Origin of the sequence: Acetobacter estunensis, assembly GCF_019083805.1 — a bacterium.
Taxonomy (GTDB): domain Bacteria; phylum Pseudomonadota; class Alphaproteobacteria; order Acetobacterales; family Acetobacteraceae; genus Acetobacter; species Acetobacter estunensis_A.
Map to the genome: position 1 here is coordinate 453,622 of NZ_JAHRDV010000001.1, position 16,943 is coordinate 470,564.

Below are 16,943 nucleotides of genomic sequence, written 5' to 3' on the forward strand. Positions count from 1 at the left end.
CGACCTCGGAGGGACCCATCGCCGTCGTCTGACGCCGGAATTGCCCGCGTCTCGATATCTTGTCGAGTATGGGCGCGGCTGGCATCGGCCGCCATGTCCCTGATCATAGAACGAATCATGTTCATGTGACCTGAAGGACACATGTGGGTGAAACACATCATTTCATACGACACCGCCCCGGCAATGGCCGGGGCGGGCGCAAACACGAAGTCTGAGAAATCTCAGTTCTTCTGCGGCGGGCGGCTGTTGGCCGCGGCCACTTTCTTGCCCCACTGGACGAGCGTGTCGGTGCAGTCCTCGGTGGCGATATGACACTCGATGAAGGTCGGGCCTTTCTTGTTGGCCTTGGCCTTCTCGATGGCATCGGCCAGTTCCGCACCCGTGCGAGCATGGAGGCCCAGACCCTGACCGTCCTCGGCGTTGAACGCCTTGATGAGACCAGCGTAGTCCCAGTTCTTGATGTAGTTGTAATTGCCGTCGTGAATCTTGATCTCGATGACATAACCACGGTTGTTCACAAGGAACACGATGACCGGCACTTCGTAGCGGATCATCTGGCCGACTTCCTGAGCCGTCAGCTGGAAGGAGCCATCACCCACCATGAGGATGTGCTGGCGATCCGGTGAGCCAATGGCATTGCCCAAGGCCGCCGGCACGGACCAGCCGATGGAACCCCACTGCATTTCCGTCTCGACGCGCGCGCCTTCGGGCAGATGCATGCGGATGGCGTTGAACCAGCTGTCGCCCGTCTCGGCCGTGATTGTGGTCTTGCCATCGACCAGCGCATTGATCTGACGTGCCATTTCATCGTTGGTCAGCGGCACGCCCGGTGCGGAGGAGGGAATGGCAACCGGCGTGTATTTCGTGTTTTCGACCGTGGCCGGACGGCTCGGAGCCTTCTCGGACAGCGCGGCGAGGAACGCACCAAGATGGAACCCGGCGAAGCTTTTGCCATCGACCGTGACCTCGGCCAGATCGGCGATCAGGGCCTGTGACGCAGGCGGCTTGGACTGCCAGCCGACCGTTGCGTAGTCATTGAAGATCGGGGCAAGACAGATCACGCCATCGGCCTTCTCGACCAGTTCCTGTGCGCCCGGAGAGCTGACTTCGCCCCAGTAAACGCCGCGGAATGCCTTGTGCGTCTCGGGGAAGAAGCTCTTGGCGGCACCCATCACGGTCACGGCGCAACCGATGCGATCAGCAAGAGCCACGATCGGCTCCAGCGAACCCAGTGTGCGCACGCGGCTACCAACGAGAATGACAAGGTTTTTGCGGGTCTCAATGAAGTCGCATGCAGCTTTGACAGCGGCATCGAGGCTGACCTTGTCGGGGGTCGTCTCAGCCAGAAGGCTGCCCACAGGACCGGGACGCACACACTCGGCGCCGGCAAGGTTGCAGGGGATCTCGATGTAGCAGGGCTTGCGGGTGCGCAGCGCCGTGCGGATGGCGTTGTCGATCTGGGCCGGAGCGTTCTCTGCGGACAGGATCACTTCCGTGGCGCACGTGACGTGGCGGAACATCTCGGCCTGATAGCCGTAGTTCGAGTTGCCGATCGTGTGGTGCAGGATGTGGCCGGAGCCCTGATCGTTGGTGTTGGGACCGCCGGAGACGAAAATCACCGGCAGGCTCTCGGCATAGGCGGAGCCGATGGCGTTGATGGCCGACAGCGCACCGACGTTGAACGTCACGATCATGGCCGCAGCGCCATTGGCACGGGCATAGCCTTCAGCCGTGTAGCCGCAGTTCAGTTCGTTGCAGCTATAAAGCTGCTTGGTGGAGCCTTCTTCAAGAAGCTGGTCAAGCAGGACGAGGTTAAAGTCGCCCGCGACAGCGAAATGATCTTTCAAACCAATCTGACCCAGACGTTCGGACAGGTAATGACCGACAGTGTAGGTCTTGGGCATTTTGTAATCGAATGTCTTGAGCATATGCAGTTCCTCCAGAGAGTAGGGCCGACACGATCAGCCGACTCTGTGCGTGGAGGGAGTGTGACGCCTGCCCGTTGCGATAACCACTATATGGAAACACACCGATCCATATCTTGTCGATATGGATCGGTGTGCTGTCGTTGCGTTCAGATTTTGTTGACGGAAGCGTCGTAGATCTTGTCGATGGTCTTGGAGAGGGTCGCATCGAACTCCGCGTCCGACATGCCGTGCTGAAGGCCGCCAAGCAGCGCACGTGAGAAGCTGGCGATCATGCCATGGTTCTTCTTCAGGCGCTCACACGCCTCATCCAGTGGATAACCGCCTGAGAGAGCCACAACACGCTCGACACGCGGGTGTTTCACGAGATCGGCGTAAAGATCGGCCTGCTCAGGAATCGTGACCTTGAGCATGATCTTGTAATCGCCCGGCATGGCGTTGGTCGCCTTGACGAGTTCGTCATGCAGGATGGCTTCGGCGCCCTTTTTGTCCGGGCTTTTTACCAGCACTTCCGGTTCGATGATGGGCACAAGTCCGTGGGAAGCGACCTGATGGGCGAGTTCATACTGCTGTTTCACAACGGCGGCGATGCCCTCGCGATCCGGCAGGTTGATGACGGAGCGTTCCTTCGTACCATAGACGCCCAGCTTCACCGCACGGGCCAGCAGCGTGTCCAGTCCCGGAATCGGCTTCATCAGGCGCACGCCTTTCGCCTCGTCCTCAAGGCCCTTGTCGATCTTGAGGAAGGGCACCACGCCACGCTCTTCCCACAGATAGGTGGGGACGGGTTTGCCGTTGGCCTCTCCATCCATCGTGCGTTCGAACAGAATCGCGCCGATGACCTTCTCGCCCGTAAAGCTGGGGGCCGTAATAATGCGCACGCGCATCTCATGGATGAGGCGGAACATTTCCTCATCGTTGGAATAGGCCGTCTCGGGAATACCATAGGCCTTGAGCGCGCCGGGAGTGGATCCACCGCTCTGGTCGAGGGCGGCGATGAACCCCGCTTTCGTGGACATCTGGCTTTTCATCCGGTCGTTGGACATTCTTCTCGATCCCTTTTTTCTCAACACGTGATGCGTGCCTGGGACTGCACGCTAAGCCGATCCCCAACCATGCTCCCGTGCCCCGAGCGAAGCGCACTGGTCTGTCTGGTCCGGTTCAAGCCGCGACACAATTACACGACCGAAGGCGCTTCGCCACCTCTGTCCTGCATCCGGGATATGAAAACTATAAGGCGATTTTTCTCATTTGGAGGAGGCAGTCCGTGACGGAAGCACCCGGTCCGTCAGTTCGGCCGAAGGGACCGTTTCGGGCATGAGCATGGGGGGCTTTTTGGGGATACGATACCAGCCGATGACCAGCAGCAGCATGATGACGGGTGTGGCGCCGACGGTCCATGTGCCCGCTGGATAGTCAAAGGCCATCAGGACGACCACGCCCGCGAGGAAGGCCAATGTCAGCCACGATGTGAAGGGCGCGCCCGGCATACGGAACGTCGGAGGCGGTAGTTCGCCGCGACCGACTGCGCGGCGATACGCTATCTGACTGAGCAGGATCATGCTCCAGGTGACGATGATGCCGATGGCGGCGAAGCTGATTCCAATTTCGAAGACTTGCTGTGGCACGACGTAGTTGAGGGCAACGCCAACAAGATAGAGCGAGACGGTCAGCAATATTCCGCCATAGGGCACGGACTGCCGATTCATGGCGGCCAGAAAGGAGGGGGCGGCGCCCCCCAGCGCCATGGCCCGCATGACACGACTGGTGGAATAAAGACCGGAGTTGAGGCTGGAGAGAGCAGCGGTCAACACAACCAGATTCATCACGCTGTCGGCGTAAGGCACGCCAAGCGCGTTGAAGAATGTGACGAAGGGGCTGGTGCCCGCATGATAGGCTTTCCATGGCAGAAGACACACCAGAAGGACGACAGAGCCGACATAGAAGATGGCAATACGCCAGATGACGCTGTTGATGGCGCGTGGAATGACGGTCCGGGCATCTGCACATTCGCCTGCGGCGGTTCCTATGAGCTCGATGCCTGAATAGGCGAAGACCACGCCCTGTGTCAGTGCAAGCGCTGCAAATAGTCCATGAGGAAAAAAGCCACCGTTCTCCGTAATGAGATGAAAGCCGGTGTCATGACCGCCCACAGGCATGCCTGAAGCCAGAATAATGGTGCCGACGACAAGAAACAGAACGAGCGCTACGACTTTGATGAGGGAGAACCAGAACTCCATTTCGCCGAAATATTTCACACCCAGCAGGTTCATGCCGGTGACGAGACACAGGGCGAGCAAGGCGAAAACCCACTGTGGAACAGATGAGAAACTGCTCCAGAACTGCATGTAGAGGGCGACGGCCGTAATGTCAGCGATGCCGGTCATCACCCAGTTGAGGAATGAGGTCCAGCCCGCGACATAAGCGGCTTTTTCTCCGAGAAACTCCTGAGCGTAAGACACAAAGCTGCCGCTGCTGGGGCGGTGCATAACCAGTTCACCCAGCGCGCGGAGGATGAGGAAGCCGAAAAAGCCGCAGACGGCGTAAACGAGAGCGAGTGAAGGGCCGCCGCTCTCCAGTCGGCTTCCGGCTCCAAGGAAAAGACCCGTTCCGATGGCACCTCCGACGGCGATCATCTGGATCTGGCGACGGCCAAGATTCTTTTTGTAGCCTTCGGAAGACAGGGAGGGGGAGTTGGTCATAGACGGTTCGACCTATTTGGTTCGATGGAGATCATTCTGGAGGAAGAGAATGAAACGATACCGAAACGGTGTCGAGTGGCAGCTAGGTAAAGGTTTATTCGTGAACTTTTTTCATTGGCCGACCAAGGCACCCTTGGCAGGGGAATGGCTCTGGGTTACATAGACAATGGTATGGACCCGTAGCTCAGCTGGATAGAGCGTCGCCCTCCGAAGGCGAAGGTCGAAGGTTCGAATCCTTTCGGGTCCGCCAGTATTATCGAGAAATCGCAGAATAACGCCGTTCTCGCCGGCTATTAGACAGCCAGCGTAATTTATCGATCCCTGATTTCGTCTCTGGCGGCACTATGTGCTGTAGCTATCTATCTTAGTTGCGGTTTTGCCATTGTGATGAATAGCTTTGTGGGTGCAGCCAAATCGTAGTTACTTTTTGGTGCGGCTGCGTCCATTAATTTGAGAGAGAAATCTTGGTTGCGACGGGTGCGGTGTTCTTCGAGGTCGTGAGACGGCTTTCGAAGCGACGGAGTTGTCGCCGCCCCGGAACCTCAATCAATCGATGACAAAGCCATGCTGCCCCGAGCAAGGCGCACCAGAATAGGATTTCGGATGCGATCTGTGCCGATGCAGGCATGAACGATGGCTGCAGCCGCGCCAGAAGGGCGTCATGCAATGGCATAAGCAGTTTATGGCACAGATAGACTGCAAACGAGACTTCCCCGAGAAACAGGAGTGGAGAAGAACTGAGCATGCGCGCAGCGAAACGGTCCTGCGAGAGAAGAGTAAGGAGGAATGGCGGGATAAACAGGACAAATGCGATATCGGTACCTGTCATGAAGGACAGGATCACAAGAGCCGCCAGAACGGCAAAAGCCGGTAGTGGCTGGCTGAAAAATGGACGCAGTCGAAGTGCGGATCGGCATGTGATCAGGCCGAGCGTAAACTCCGCAAGGCACCGAATGGCTGGCCAGAGGGAGCCGACCCAATATACATCCAGCGGACCGCTTTTAGGGAAAGACGTGGGGTAATAGGCAGCCGCAATAAGCGCGCTGGCAGCAAGAATAACCGACAGCATGACACGTCGTTTTTCCAGCGTCAGCCATAGCAGGAGCGGGAAGACGAGATAGGCGGCAAACTCGGCGCCAATAGACCATGATGTGTCGACAATGCGCTCTCCGATTCCCAGTCCGTGTACTGGAAAAAGGTTTATGGGTAATTTTGTCTGCAGCCAGCCAATATCTTGATGGTGCTGAAGGTTATGACGGACCTCCTGAATGGTCGCCAATATCAGTACAAAAAAATAGAGAGGATAAATGCGGGCCATTCGTCGCAGAAGAAAGACAGCGTATGCTTCCTGTAGCGGCCGTTTTGTGAATAGATGGGTGGAGGATAACCCCATCACAAAGCCGCTCAACACAAAGAATACATCGACAGAGAGATAGCCGCGAGCAACGACAGGACCAATCAATGGCAGAGTGGGCAATGATCCCGCTTCGACCTGATGGTAGAGAACCACCAGACAGGCGGCCAGTCCTCGAAGACCGGTCAGAGCACGTATTTCTTGGCCAGATTGCATGACATCTCGACGTAGTTCACTTTTGTTAAAATCTCATATCGTTAAATTTACGTCAAAGGGGAACTTTTTAAGTTTTTGGCTTTCGTTATTTATTTCAAAATATGTCAGAGGCCAAAAAAGAAAAGCATCCATTCAATGCATTGCTGAAGTGGGGGCCGTTATTCTCTTTATATAGAATGACGAGGATGTAGTTGGAGCGTCCAAAAAATGAGCCGACGTGATAATTTAGTTATAGAGAAATGGGCCGATTGCTGCTGTATTCATCAACAGGAGCCTGGATTTTCGGCCAGGACTCTTCGACTACAGGTAATGTTCAAACAGGTTGGAAGGGTCCTTGCATGGATCGGGAAACTCGCCTGCGAGAAACAAGAATGGCGCTTATGTGGTGGAGGCTGTAACGTCCCGCCATCTGTACCACGATGAGTTTGACGGAAACCATGAAGATCAGAAGTTCGTTCCGGCGGATGGCGCCTGCGTCTAGTTCCCTGTTTGTCTTCCTGGCGCTTGCCGGAATGACGCCGCTTCCCATTATGGAGGATGCGCGGGCTCAAGGTGTGATTACGACCACCGAAACCACGACAGCGACCGTTGAGACCATCGATGCCAGCAATGGAGAGGTGCTGTTGCGCGATGTCGACGGCGATCTGTTTACAATCGACGTCCCCCGCAAGGCGCATGCGCTACCTCATCTTCAGCCGGGGGATCGTGTGCGCATGCATGTTGTGAAAACATTGGATGCGGCACTGGCGGCTCCGGGGTCTGAAGCGCCTGAATCGACGGTTTCAACCGCGCGTAGCTATGTCAATCGTCATCCTCGCGGGATGCTCGTTTCGTTCCGACGCAAGCGCGACCGCGTCGTGGCTGTGGATCTTCCCCACAATAGGGTGACGGTTCAGGATCCATCTGGAACGACACGGGATGTTGTTGTGCATCGGCAGGTTTTTCTGCCTCTGCTGGCTCAGCTCAAGCCGAACGACAACGTGGATGTCACCACGATGGAGGCCGTATCGTTCATTGTCCTGAACCGGGAAGCTACGCCGTCAGTGGTGGTTCATGATGGTGCTGCGGGCAGTGGTGTTCCTTCATCGCCAGCAACACCTGCTCCCTGATGACAGGAGGGAAGGGAAGTAGCGCTTCCCTTCCTTTGACGCACGAGAAAGTTCATGTCCCTAGAAGACCGTTTTTCTGATGTTTCCAGAGCGGTTTAGAGAATAAAGACGAAAACCCCTGTCTGCATGAGCGGAATTTCAGGCAGGCTTTGAATGTATCCGGTGAGTCCGGATGGTTTTGTCGCCATTTCTGCGGATCGAAAATCTCTTCGTGGATATATCCATTGGAACCAATATCAAGCAGGTGAACTGTATCTCCTGAATGGGAAGCGGGTTTGTCGCATCCAAAATAGGCAGACCGAATTCCAAGCGCCTGCATGTGCGTAATGAACGACGGAATGCCGAAAAGGTGCTCCTTCCTGAGCTTCTCCTGCCATGTTTGTTCATCTGTCAGGAGGTAGGGAGCGAGATGGTGGCCTGGTCCACGATATGTGCTCAGAGCCTTATGATCTGTTACGTCAACATAATAGGCCAGTTTACGTCGCGCATGTTCGCAGAGCAGCGCAAAAGGCTTGTTGTGCATGTGTATGTAGACAAAATCGGTTTCCCGCCAGCCGGTCTCTGCGTGTGAAGTGGCGGCATGAAAACCATGATCGAGTGTCTGCAAGGTTCGTGCTGCGACAAAAGTCTTGGTGAAATGACATGCGCGAAACCCGGCGGGAATATCGGGTATATTGAAAAGGCAGGGAGATATTTTCAACGCGCGACGCTCTCCCAGCAAAGCATTGAAATGTGCGTGAATAGCTGACCGGGAAAAGCTTGCGCCGGTCTTTGTGCAAACGCCCAAGAATTCATCGCAGTCCAATGGAAGAACAAAGTCGTAATCTCCTCGAGCGTCCCAATTGGAAATCACATTGCGGAAATGATCGTTTTTTCCGTGAAAGTCTTCAATCCGGTTGTGTTCCCGCAGAACGGAAACCCCAGCGGTTTCATACTGTGTGAGAGTATCCAGAACAGCCGGATCGGTGGAGCCATTGTCGAATATCAGGAGATTTTCAAATCCGAACAGATAGGCATAGTGACGAACCCATGCGTCGAGGAGAAGATGCTCATCGCGCTGCATCATGATGCATCTGACACGCGCCATAGATACCGGCTCTATCTTTCCTATTGTTGAGTTGCTCCCGCCTTAGTTCTTAGCGCGTGTTTTCAAGGTATTGCGTAGCTTGCGAGCTGGCTTGGGCTGGGTGCTTGACTGAAGTTCTGCGGAAACAAGTGGGGTGAAGGTTTCTTCGTCTTCCGCTGTCCGTACTCGGCGTCCTTCAGCATGTCCGTGACTGAGATAATGACGCAGAGGAGGCGTGCCGACAGCCGCAACATCAGGATTATGCTCTGTGTAGATGTTTCCATCGAAGGGCGTGAACCGGTCTTTTCGGCGTGGAGCCACTTGCCACAAACCGAATGTGGACTCTGTAGGGAGTGCCGCATCGCCCACCAGAAAAGGCGTGGTAATTCCGAGTGCGCGAAGCTGGGCGACAAAAGCAGGGAACTGGACAAACACGCCCTTTGAAAAAGCGGCAAGCTGACGAGCAGCCGTCATCGTGAGATGCCGGTTTTCACGTGCATAAGGATCGAGTTGGGCAAGCGTGCGACGGGAATCGGCAGGCGCTTTTTCGGCCACTCCAAGGCGTTGACGTGCCTGTTCGGCTCTTGCTTCGATGGGCCGGTTGCTCATGTGCAGGCAGGTGAAGGGCGTATCACACCATTCTTCGGATTTGCCCGACATTGTGCCAGCCAGTCCCTGATCGATGTGCCCCAGCGTTCCTGCGGCAATAAAATTCCTGCGGCGATCCTCCAGCATGAAACAACCTGGTCGTTCCGGAACGTTCATCAGACTTGTCGGCATGACAAGAGTGCTCTTTTCGCCAAGAAAAGCGTCGAATGCCTTGTCGATGGCGCTGCGTGCGCAGGAAAGGCCCGCATCTGTGAACGTTGCGAGAAAATCATCGCAATTGAGCATCAGGGCGAAATCGTAATCTCCCTCGGCATCCCAATGACGGATCACATTTTCGAAGTGCTGGGCCCGGCCAATGAAATCATCAGGGCGATCATGACCACGGTGGATTGTCGCGCCTGCGCGCTCATAGGTGTCGAGAATGCCCGGAATCGCGGGATCGATGGACCCGTTGTCGAAAACAGTCAGATTCTCGAAACCGAACAGATAGCCGTGATGACGGAACCATGCTTCCAGCAGCAGGGGTTCGTCGCGCTGCATCATCAGACATCGGACACGTGCCATAGGTCTGTCGGTCTCCTGTTTTCGCGGACATGAAGAATACGCGTTTCGAGAGCCTCTAGCACGATTGGGTTAAAGTGATCTTTCGGAGTTCGGGCTGCGGATAGTGTGGGTGCGGGCCCACGCCTCTGGCGCTTCCAACATCCAGCAGGTAAGAACGAAACATGATCGAACGCACCCGCCTGATTGGTATCGACCCTGGCCTTCGCTTTACTGGCTGGGGGGTCATCGACGTAGAGGGAAATCGTCTGATGCATGTGGCGGACGGCGTGATTGCGACCGATGGAGACGAGCCGGTTCCCGCTCGTCTGTGCGCTTTGTACGATGCGCTGACGGCTCTCATCCAGACTCACAAGCCTACGGAGGCCGCTGTTGAGGAGACCTATGTAAACCGCAACGGCTCTTCCACGCTGAAACTGGGATATGCCCGTGGCGTGGCTTTGCTTGCTCCCGCGTTGGAAAACCTCACCGTCGCGGAATATGGCGCGATGGCTGTCAAACGCGCGGTCGTGGGAACGGGAGCGGCCACGAAAGATCAGGTCGAGATGATGGTCCGTCGTCTGCTGCCCACCGCGACAATCTCTCGAGCGGACGCTTCCGATGCGCTGGCGGTTGTCATCTGCCATGCCCATCACCGCGCCAGCACGCTTCGCGTGGCGCAGGGGCAGCGTAGCGCTTCCGCTCGTGCACGGGGAGGGCGCTGATGATTGCCTCTCTTGCCGGGTTGCTGGCGCAGGTCGAGGCGGATCGCTGCGTCATCGACGTGAATGGCGTGGGATATCTGGTTCAGGCTTCCACACGCACGCTTTCCGCATTGCCGCAGCCACCGGAGCTTGCGCGCGTTCTCGTGGAAACCGTGGTGCGCGAGGACGCAATTCTCCTTTACGGCTTTGCGGATGGAGCCGAGCGGGAATGGTTTCGGGTGCTCACTTCCATTCAGGGCGTTGGGGCGAAAGTGGCTCTTGGCTTACTGTCCACCTTGTCGCCTGGAGAGTTGATCGCGGCAGTCGCAAGTGGAGACAAGGCGAGTCTTACGCGTGCGCCCGGTGTGGGGGCGCGGCTGGCCGACCGGTTGTTGACCGAACTGCGCGACAGGGCCGCAAAAATGCCGGGCGGAGGGAGTGGCACGGCTGCTGCGGCTATCATTGCCTCGGCTGATTCGGCAGGATCCATCGAGGGGGATGCTCTTCTGGCGCTTGCCGGGTTGGGGTTCCGGCGCGCGGAGGCTTGGCCTGTGGTGTCGCGTCTGATCGCTGATGCGGGGAAGGCAGCTTCTCTTGATGTCATCATCCGCGATGCGCTGAAGGAATTGGCCCAATGACGGAGCGTGGGGCGCTCGATCCTGCCCGCATGGAGGAGGATCTTGGCGAAGGTGCGTTGCGGCCGCAGACTCTTGCCGATTTCACAGGTCAGAAGACCAGTCGTGAGAATCTTTCCATTTTCATTGAAGCCGCCCGCAATCGTGACGAGGCTCTGGATCATGTCCTGCTGCATGGGCCACCGGGTTTGGGCAAGACCACGTTGGCGCAGATTGTGGCACGTGAACTGGGGGTGGGGTTTCGGGCGACGTCTGGTCCGGTCATCCAGCGCGCCGGTGATCTCGCGGCCATTCTGACCAATCTTCAGCCGCGTGATGTGCTGTTCATCGATGAGATTCATCGCCTTCAGCCGGCCATTGAGGAAATTCTCTATCCGGCCATGGAGGATTTCCAGCTCGATCTTATTATAGGAGAAGGGCCGGCGGCCCGTTCCGTGCGGATCGATCTCGCGCCGTTTACCCTTGTCGCTGCCACCACGCGCGCTGGTCTGCTCGCCACACCTTTGCGGGATCGTTTCGGGATTCCGCTGAGACTCGTTTTCTACACGCCGGAGGAACTTCAGCTCATTGTCGCACGCGGCGCGCGCAAGCTGGGTTTCGCTCTTACGGATGCCGGAGCTGGAGAAATCGCGCGGCGTTCGCGCGGCACTCCCCGTATCGCTGGGCGTCTTTTGCGACGGGTGCGGGATTTTGCGTCAGTAGGCAATCCAGACAGCGCACCTGTTGGAGCCGAACTGGCGGATGCGGCTTTGACCCGTCTGGAAGTGGACAGTCTGGGACTGGATGCAATGGATCGCCGCTATCTGCGACGGATTGCGGAGTTTCACAATGGTGGGCCGGTCGGTGTCGAGACACTTGCGGCCGCCTTGGCCGAGGCACGCGATACGCTTGAAGACGTGATCGAGCCGTATCTCATTCAGGAAGGACTGGTTCTGCGCACCAGCCGGGGGCGTGTTCTCGGGGAGCGAGGTTGGCGTCACCTCGGGCTTGTGCCACCACCATCAGCACAGGGTGGGCAGTACGATCTGCTTGCCGAGGACTGAGGCAGGAGGGCAGGGCGATGATCACGCACAGCATCGATTTCCGGGTGTATTACGAGGATACCGATGCTGGAGGAGTGGTTTATCACGCTCGTTACCTCGCGTTCGCCGAGCGCGCCCGGACGGAGGCCATCCGCAGTCAGGGCATGGCTCCCATCGAATTGCTCAACGATCATGGGTTGGCCTTTGTCGTGCGGCAGGCGTCGATGGATTTCCATGTGCCGGCCCGGCTTGACGATATTCTGACCGTGCGCACGCACCTTGCTGAGCAGGGCGGGGCAAGCTGTCGGCTGGTGCAGGATATTTTTCGAGGTGAGACGCTGTGCGTGCATGTCGATGTGCGACTGGCCTGCATCCGTGTGACGGATGGACGTCCTGCCCGATTTCCGCCTTTGTGGCGTGCTCTTCTCGATCGGCTCGCGGTTAACCGGTTGTCGTGATCTCAAGGCATCTTCTGCTTTGGTCGGGAAGTCATTAAGGATCGCGGCGTGATTCGATGATGGATCGAGTCGGGATCGTTGCTGTCCTCCATTGCGGTGGATGAGGGTCCCGCTGGGACGAGACATAAGTACGTCCGCAAGGACAGGAGGCATTTTTGGATCATGCGGTAGACGCGGCAAATCTCGGCGCGGCGGCGGCCGGGAATTTGTCCCTATGGGGTCTGTTCGTGCAGGCGTCCCTGGTCGTCAAGCTGGTGATGCTTGGCCTGATCGGGTGCAGCATCTGGGTGTGGGCGATCATCTTCGACAAGATTGTGACTCTTCGCCGCGTGGAGCGTCAGGCAACGGCTTTTGAAGACCGTTTCTGGTCCGGTGGGAGTCTTGACGATCTATATGAAAGCGAAGGTGCCAAGCCCACTCATCCGATGGCAGCCATTTTTGGCGCAGCTATGGGCGAATGGCGCCGGTCTTCGCGGATTCCGGGCGTGGATCTCGTGCATGGCGGCGTGCAGGAGCGCGTTGACAGGGCCATGTCGATCACCATCACCCGCGAGATGGACCGTCTGGAACGCTGGATGATCTTTCTGGCCACCATTGGTCCGGTTGCGCCGTTCATCGGTCTCTTCGGCACCGTGTGGGGTATCATGCATTCGTTCAGCTCGATTGCCGCAATGCACAACACCAATCTCAGTGTTGTGGCGCCGGGCATTTCAGAAGCGCTGTTCGCGACCGCCATCGGTCTCGTGACCGCCATTCCCGCTGTGATTGGCTATAACGTCATCAGTAATTCGCTGGCGCATTTTCAGGACCGCCTGGAAGGTTTCGGCACCGAGTTTGCCGCGATCCTGTCACGTCAGTCCGAGGAAAGGGCGTAAGTCATGGGCGTGTCGCTCGGAGGAGGGAGAGGTCCGCGCAGGCGTCGTCGGCCGATGTCGGACATCAACGTCACGCCGTTGGTAGACGTGATGCTCGTCCTGCTCATCATCTTCATGGTCACATCGCCCATGATGACGAGCGGCGTGAATGTCGATCTGCCCAAGACCGATGCCAAGCCGGTGAACACCGACACCAAGCCGATCACCGTCTCCATCAAGGCGGACGGTTCGATCTATCTTGGGGACAATCCGGTTTCGTCCGATCAACTGGTGGAGCAGCTCAAGGCTGCGGCCCAGAACGATTCGGAGCATCGCATCTTCGTGCGCGGCGATGCTCATATCGACTACGGCAAGGTGATGCAGGTGATGGGGCAGATCACGGCCGGTGGCTTTACGCATGTTGCGCTTCTGGCGCAGCAGCCCGCTGCTTCGGGGCAGTGAGTCCGCCCCGATGATCCGCTTTTTCACTTCTTTCCTGTTCCAGCGCTCCGGCAGTCGCATGGCGGCTGGCCGGAGTGCTGGCTGACGTCGGGAATCTTTCGCATGGTACGGCCTCGCCGTTCCGAAACAATTCTCATGCGGCGCTCGACCATAGCGTCTGCCATGCTGCATTTTCTTGGGCTGGCGGCGTTCCTGATCGTCATTCCTCAGCCGAAACCGCCTGAGGAGCCGAAAGAACCCCCTCCGGTCGAGATGGAGTTCGAAGAGGCGTCAGGGGAGACTGGCTCACCCGCCAAAGCCGACAAGGCTGCGAGCGAACCTGCGCCCGCAGCCCCGGAGAAGTCTGAGGCTCCGCCAACGCCGGAACCGCCCAAGCCGTTGCCGCCTGAGGAGACGCCTCCACCACCTCCACCGCCACCACCCGTGCCACCTCCGCCCGCGCAGGAAGCGCCTCCGCTGCCTGACACGCCGATTCCGCCCAAAGTGGAAGAGCCGTCACCGGATGCGGAAAAGACCCCGCCCACGCCACCGGTGAAGGCGCAGCCGAGTCACGCTGAAGTGCCTCCGTCGCTCTCCAAGCCGTTGGAAACGTCGCATGTTGTGGCACCTCCGACGCCGTCACCGCAGCCGACGGACACACTGCCGGACCTGCCTGTGCCCTCGCACATCACGCAGCCCAATCCGGCAAAGAAGACGCAGGCGGATTCGCATTCGCTTCTGGAAACCTTGGATTCGTTCCGGGCTGACACGAAGCAGACGCATGCCCCCAAGTCTGAGGCGAGTGCCCATTCCGGAGGATCTCCCAAGGGCGGTGGCACCCCGAACGGCGACATTACGGGCAAGATGAGTTCGGGGGAGCAGAAGGCCATCGGGGCTTCCGTGCGTCGCTGCTACACCGAGGACACAGCGGCCAAGGATTACGCCAGTTTCGTCGCTCATTTGATTGTCACGGTGGACGCGACTGGCGAGGCCCGCATGGTCAGCTTCGCGCCGGAGACGCAGGCACGGATGAATTCCGATGCGTCCTATCGCGCCCTTGCCGAACGCGCGCGGGCAGCGGTGCTCAGTCCCACCTGCGCCAAGCTGCCGATTCCGAAAAACCTGCTGGGTCAGACCCATCAGTTAAAATTCATCTTCCGGCCATAGGCCACACAACCGAGAGGACAGGAACCATGGTTTCGACTCATGAGCATTACATCGGAGACCGTGCGGCGGAAGCGCTCGCAGAGGCCTACGTTCCGCGTCGTCTCAACCGTCGCGCCTTGCTGGAAGGCGGCGTGGTGGCTGGTGCCGGACTGGTGGGCGGTCTGTCGGTGGCGCCACTTGCCGCACGGGCGGCCGATGCTCCCGCAGCCGAAATTACGGTCGATCAGGCGCGCACGGCTCCGATCCCCATAGCCATCCCGTCCTTTGGCGGCGGTGTGGGGCAGAACATCACCCAAGTCCTGACCAACGATCTGTCGGGCACCGGTCTGTTCAAGGTGTTGCCGGGTTCTTCCATGTCGGGCACGCCCGATTTTGCGCCTTACAAGGCGATGGGCGCACATGCGGCTGTGACGGGCACGGCTTCGGGGAGTGGCACCATCCGGCTGGAATTCCGTTTGTGGGATGTTCTGGCGGGCAAGCAGATTCAGGGTACGGCTTACACCACCAGTGAAGCCAACTGGCGCCGCATCGCGCATATCATCGGCGACGTGATCTACCAGCGGATGTTGGGTGAGAAGGGCTATTTCGACACGCGCATCGGGTTTATTTCCCGTTCCGGCTCGGTTCACCAGCCGCGCATGCGTCTGGCGGTCATGGATCAGGATGGGGCGAACTGCCGCATTCTGAGCAGCAGCCAGACGAAGCTGCCAGCGTTCAGTCCGGTGCGCGATCAGATCGCGTTCCTGTCTTACAGCTCAACCGTGCCGCGTATTTATGTGTTCGATCTTGCTACGGGTCGTCAGCATATTATCAGCGATTTCAACGGCGTGCCGCTTGGTCCGCATTATTCGCCGGATGGAAACACATTGCTGGTGCCGGTCGCGCGTGGCAGCGGGTCTGAACTCTACAGCGTCAATATCGCTTCCGGCGCCAAGCGGCAGCTTACCTCCAGCGGTGGGGCCATTAACGTCAGTCCGAGCTTCAGCCCGGATGGATCGCAGATCGTCTTCAACTCTGATCGCGGCGGTGCTCCGGAACTTTATATCATGAGCGCAGGCGGCGGGAACGCACGGCGTCTGTCCTACGGCAGTGGGCATTATGGAGATTCGGTCTGGTCGCCGCGCGGTGACCTGATCGGGTTCACCCGTATCTCGGGTGGCGCGTTCTCGCTGGGTGTCATGAATCCGGATGGCACCGGCGAGCGGATCATGACGCAGGGCTACACTGTCGAGTCGCCCAGTTTTTGTCCGAACGGTCGCGTGCTGGCCTTCTGCCGTAGCGCCAGTGGTGGGGCTGCCTATGGAATCCGGACCATCGATATCACCGGGTTCCATGAGCGCGGAATCCCCACGCCTGAAGGCGGTTCCAGCCCGACATGGTCACCGCTGAACGTCTGATTGCAGTCTGTCGCGATCCTGCAACAGTGCAGGTTTGCAATGTTGTGATTGGAAAAACACTTCTGCCGAAGGGAGGGCGCTTGACCTTCTTTCGGCGTTATGGCTTACGAGATGGTAACCTCTGGTTGCCGGACGCTACCTCGTCCAGTCGCCGGAAGTGGTGAAAAACCGGCCTGTTTTCCGCGTATCATTCACTTTTCAGTGTTCCGCACAGCGGGACTGATCTCAGGATCAAGACAATGCGACTGAAGCTTCTCGGTGCACTCGGCGTAGCAGCCCTTCTGGCTGGCTGTGCCAACGATCATCCCAATACAGGCATCGCGACAGGCGAAGGTGCAGCGGTGCAGCCGAGCGGTCCGGTTCCGGGCAGTGAGGCAGATCTGGTTGCCAATGTTGGCGATCGCGTCTTTTTTGCTCTGAACCAGAGCGGCCTGACGAGCGATGCGAAAGCGACTCTGGACAAGCAGTCTGACTGGCTTGCCAAGTATCCGCAGGTTTCCGTTCAGATCGCCGGTAACTGCGATGATCGTGGCACGGAAGAATACAACCTTGCACTCGGCCAGCGTCGTGCGAATGCGGCTCGCGATTATCTCGCAGCCAAAGGCACGACCAGCTCGCGCATGACCACGATCTCTTATGGCAAGGATCGTCCGACGGCGACGGGTGAAGGCGAAGATGTCTGGGCCCAGAACCGTAACGCGATCACGTCGGTTCAGTAATTTTTTCGGGACGGCTTGTTTCATC

Annotated in this window: 16 protein-coding genes and 1 tRNA gene; 11 read left to right on the top strand and 6 right to left on the bottom strand. The window is 58.0% G+C overall.

All coding sequences use genetic code 11. The features are described 5' to 3' along the window. Window positions 1–221 precede the first annotated feature (221 nt). From KUA11_RS02265 to KUA11_RS02275, 3 genes are all read right to left on the bottom strand, one after another. A complete protein-coding gene (locus KUA11_RS02265) occupies window positions 222–1,904 on the bottom strand; it encodes an alpha-keto acid decarboxylase family protein (RefSeq protein ID WP_217408876.1) in 1,683 nt (560 codons plus the stop codon). 170 nt (window positions 1,905–2,074) lie between these two features. Next, complete coding sequence (locus KUA11_RS02270; RefSeq protein WP_217408739.1) at window positions 2,075–2,971, bottom strand: fructose bisphosphate aldolase; 897 nt, start codon at window positions 2,969–2,971, stop codon at window positions 2,075–2,077. A gap of 201 nt (window positions 2,972–3,172) precedes the next feature. Beyond that, complete coding sequence (locus KUA11_RS02275; RefSeq protein ID WP_217408738.1) at window positions 3,173–4,627, bottom strand: amino acid permease; 1,455 nt, start codon at window positions 4,625–4,627, stop codon at window positions 3,173–3,175. Between the two features lie 173 nt (window positions 4,628–4,800). Here KUA11_RS02275 and KUA11_RS02280 point away from each other — a divergent pair. Beyond that, a tRNA-Arg gene (locus tag KUA11_RS02280) sits at window positions 4,801–4,877 on the top strand. A gap of 195 nt (window positions 4,878–5,072) precedes the next feature. On the opposite strand, the gene KUA11_RS02285 is transcribed toward KUA11_RS02280, so the two are convergent. Then, entirely contained in the window at window positions 5,073–6,197 is a 1,125-nt protein-coding gene (locus KUA11_RS02285) for an acyltransferase family protein (RefSeq protein WP_217408737.1), read from the bottom strand. 437 nt (window positions 6,198–6,634) lie between these two features. Here KUA11_RS02285 and KUA11_RS02290 point away from each other — a divergent pair, with 437 nt between their 5' ends. Then, on the top strand, window positions 6,635–7,306 hold the full coding sequence (locus KUA11_RS02290) for a hypothetical protein (RefSeq protein WP_217408736.1): 672 nt from the start codon (window positions 6,635–6,637) through the stop codon (window positions 7,304–7,306). 52 nt (window positions 7,307–7,358) lie between these two features. Here the strand turns inward: KUA11_RS02290 and KUA11_RS02295 are convergent, their stop codons facing one another. Next, window positions 7,359–8,372 carry a glycosyltransferase family 2 protein gene (locus KUA11_RS02295; protein ID WP_217408735.1) on the bottom strand — a complete coding sequence of 338 codons (1,014 nt, stop codon included), beginning with the start codon at window positions 8,370–8,372 and terminating at the stop codon, window positions 7,359–7,361. 63 nt (window positions 8,373–8,435) lie between these two features. Next, entirely contained in the window at window positions 8,436–9,545 is a 1,110-nt protein-coding gene (locus tag KUA11_RS02300; RefSeq protein ID WP_217408734.1) for a glycosyltransferase family 2 protein, read from the bottom strand. Between the two features lie 161 nt (window positions 9,546–9,706). On the opposite strand from KUA11_RS02300, the gene ruvC reads away from it, so the two are divergent. From ruvC to pal, 9 genes are all read left to right on the top strand, one after another. After that, window positions 9,707–10,246 carry a crossover junction endodeoxyribonuclease RuvC gene (ruvC, locus tag KUA11_RS02305; RefSeq protein WP_217408733.1) on the top strand — a complete coding sequence of 180 codons (540 nt, stop codon included), beginning with the start codon at window positions 9,707–9,709 and terminating at the stop codon, window positions 10,244–10,246. Beyond that, window positions 10,246–10,863 carry a Holliday junction branch migration protein RuvA gene (gene ruvA, locus KUA11_RS02310; RefSeq protein ID WP_217408732.1) on the top strand — a complete coding sequence of 206 codons (618 nt, stop codon included), beginning with the start codon at window positions 10,246–10,248 and terminating at the stop codon, window positions 10,861–10,863. The genes ruvC and ruvA overlap by 1 nt, the downstream gene beginning before the upstream one ends. After that, on the top strand, window positions 10,860–11,903 hold the full coding sequence (gene ruvB / locus KUA11_RS02315) for a Holliday junction branch migration DNA helicase RuvB (RefSeq protein WP_217408731.1): 1,044 nt from the start codon (window positions 10,860–10,862) through the stop codon (window positions 11,901–11,903). The genes ruvA and ruvB overlap by 4 nt, the downstream gene beginning before the upstream one ends. Before the next feature lie 17 nt (window positions 11,904–11,920). Next, entirely contained in the window at window positions 11,921–12,340 is a 420-nt protein-coding gene (ybgC, locus tag KUA11_RS02320) for a tol-pal system-associated acyl-CoA thioesterase (protein ID WP_166318003.1), read from the top strand. 155 nt (window positions 12,341–12,495) lie between these two features. Next, the gene (gene tolQ, locus KUA11_RS02325; RefSeq protein ID WP_217408730.1) at window positions 12,496–13,215 is read left to right on the top strand and encodes a protein TolQ; all 720 of its coding nucleotides are present in this window, start codon (window positions 12,496–12,498) and stop codon (window positions 13,213–13,215) included. A 3-nt stretch (window positions 13,216–13,218) separates the two neighbouring features. Next, the gene (gene tolR, locus KUA11_RS02330; protein ID WP_166318009.1) at window positions 13,219–13,656 is read left to right on the top strand and encodes a protein TolR; all 438 of its coding nucleotides are present in this window, start codon (window positions 13,219–13,221) and stop codon (window positions 13,654–13,656) included. A 102-nt stretch (window positions 13,657–13,758) separates the two neighbouring features. Next, entirely contained in the window at window positions 13,759–14,802 is a 1,044-nt protein-coding gene (locus tag KUA11_RS02335; RefSeq protein WP_217408729.1) for an energy transducer TonB, read from the top strand. A gap of 26 nt (window positions 14,803–14,828) precedes the next feature. Further along, complete coding sequence (gene tolB / locus KUA11_RS02340) at window positions 14,829–16,199, top strand: Tol-Pal system protein TolB (RefSeq protein ID WP_217408728.1); 1,371 nt, start codon at window positions 14,829–14,831, stop codon at window positions 16,197–16,199. Between the two features lie 239 nt (window positions 16,200–16,438). Further along, a complete protein-coding gene (pal, locus tag KUA11_RS02345) occupies window positions 16,439–16,918 on the top strand; it encodes a peptidoglycan-associated lipoprotein Pal (RefSeq protein WP_166318018.1) in 480 nt (159 codons plus the stop codon). Window positions 16,919–16,943 lie beyond the last annotated feature (25 nt).

Coding starts and splice junctions, on each gene's coding strand:
- KUA11_RS02300 (WP_217408734.1), bottom strand. CDS start 9,545: ATGGCACGTGTCCGATGTCTGATGATGCAGCGCGACGAACCCCTGCTG.
- pal (WP_166318018.1), top strand. CDS start 16,439: ATGCGACTGAAGCTTCTCGGTGCACTCGGCGTAGCAGCCCTTCTGGCT.
- tolR (WP_166318009.1), top strand. CDS start 13,219: ATGGGCGTGTCGCTCGGAGGAGGGAGAGGTCCGCGCAGGCGTCGTCGG.
- KUA11_RS02285 (WP_217408737.1), bottom strand. CDS start 6,197: ATGCAATCTGGCCAAGAAATACGTGCTCTGACCGGTCTTCGAGGACTG.
- KUA11_RS02335 (WP_217408729.1), top strand. CDS start 13,759: ATGGTACGGCCTCGCCGTTCCGAAACAATTCTCATGCGGCGCTCGACC.
- ruvC (WP_217408733.1), top strand. CDS start 9,707: ATGATCGAACGCACCCGCCTGATTGGTATCGACCCTGGCCTTCGCTTT.
- KUA11_RS02265 (WP_217408876.1), bottom strand. CDS start 1,904: ATGCCCAAGACCTACACTGTCGGTCATTACCTGTCCGAACGTCTGGGT.
- KUA11_RS02290 (WP_217408736.1), top strand. CDS start 6,635: ATGAAGATCAGAAGTTCGTTCCGGCGGATGGCGCCTGCGTCTAGTTCC.
- KUA11_RS02295 (WP_217408735.1), bottom strand. CDS start 8,372: ATGATGCAGCGCGATGAGCATCTTCTCCTCGACGCATGGGTTCGTCAC.
- ybgC (WP_166318003.1), top strand. CDS start 11,921: ATGATCACGCACAGCATCGATTTCCGGGTGTATTACGAGGATACCGAT.
- ruvB (WP_217408731.1), top strand. CDS start 10,860: ATGACGGAGCGTGGGGCGCTCGATCCTGCCCGCATGGAGGAGGATCTT.
- KUA11_RS02270 (WP_217408739.1), bottom strand. CDS start 2,971: ATGTCCAACGACCGGATGAAAAGCCAGATGTCCACGAAAGCGGGGTTC.
- ruvA (WP_217408732.1), top strand. CDS start 10,246: ATGATTGCCTCTCTTGCCGGGTTGCTGGCGCAGGTCGAGGCGGATCGC.
- tolB (WP_217408728.1), top strand. CDS start 14,829: ATGGTTTCGACTCATGAGCATTACATCGGAGACCGTGCGGCGGAAGCG.
- KUA11_RS02275 (WP_217408738.1), bottom strand. CDS start 4,627: ATGACCAACTCCCCCTCCCTGTCTTCCGAAGGCTACAAAAAGAATCTT.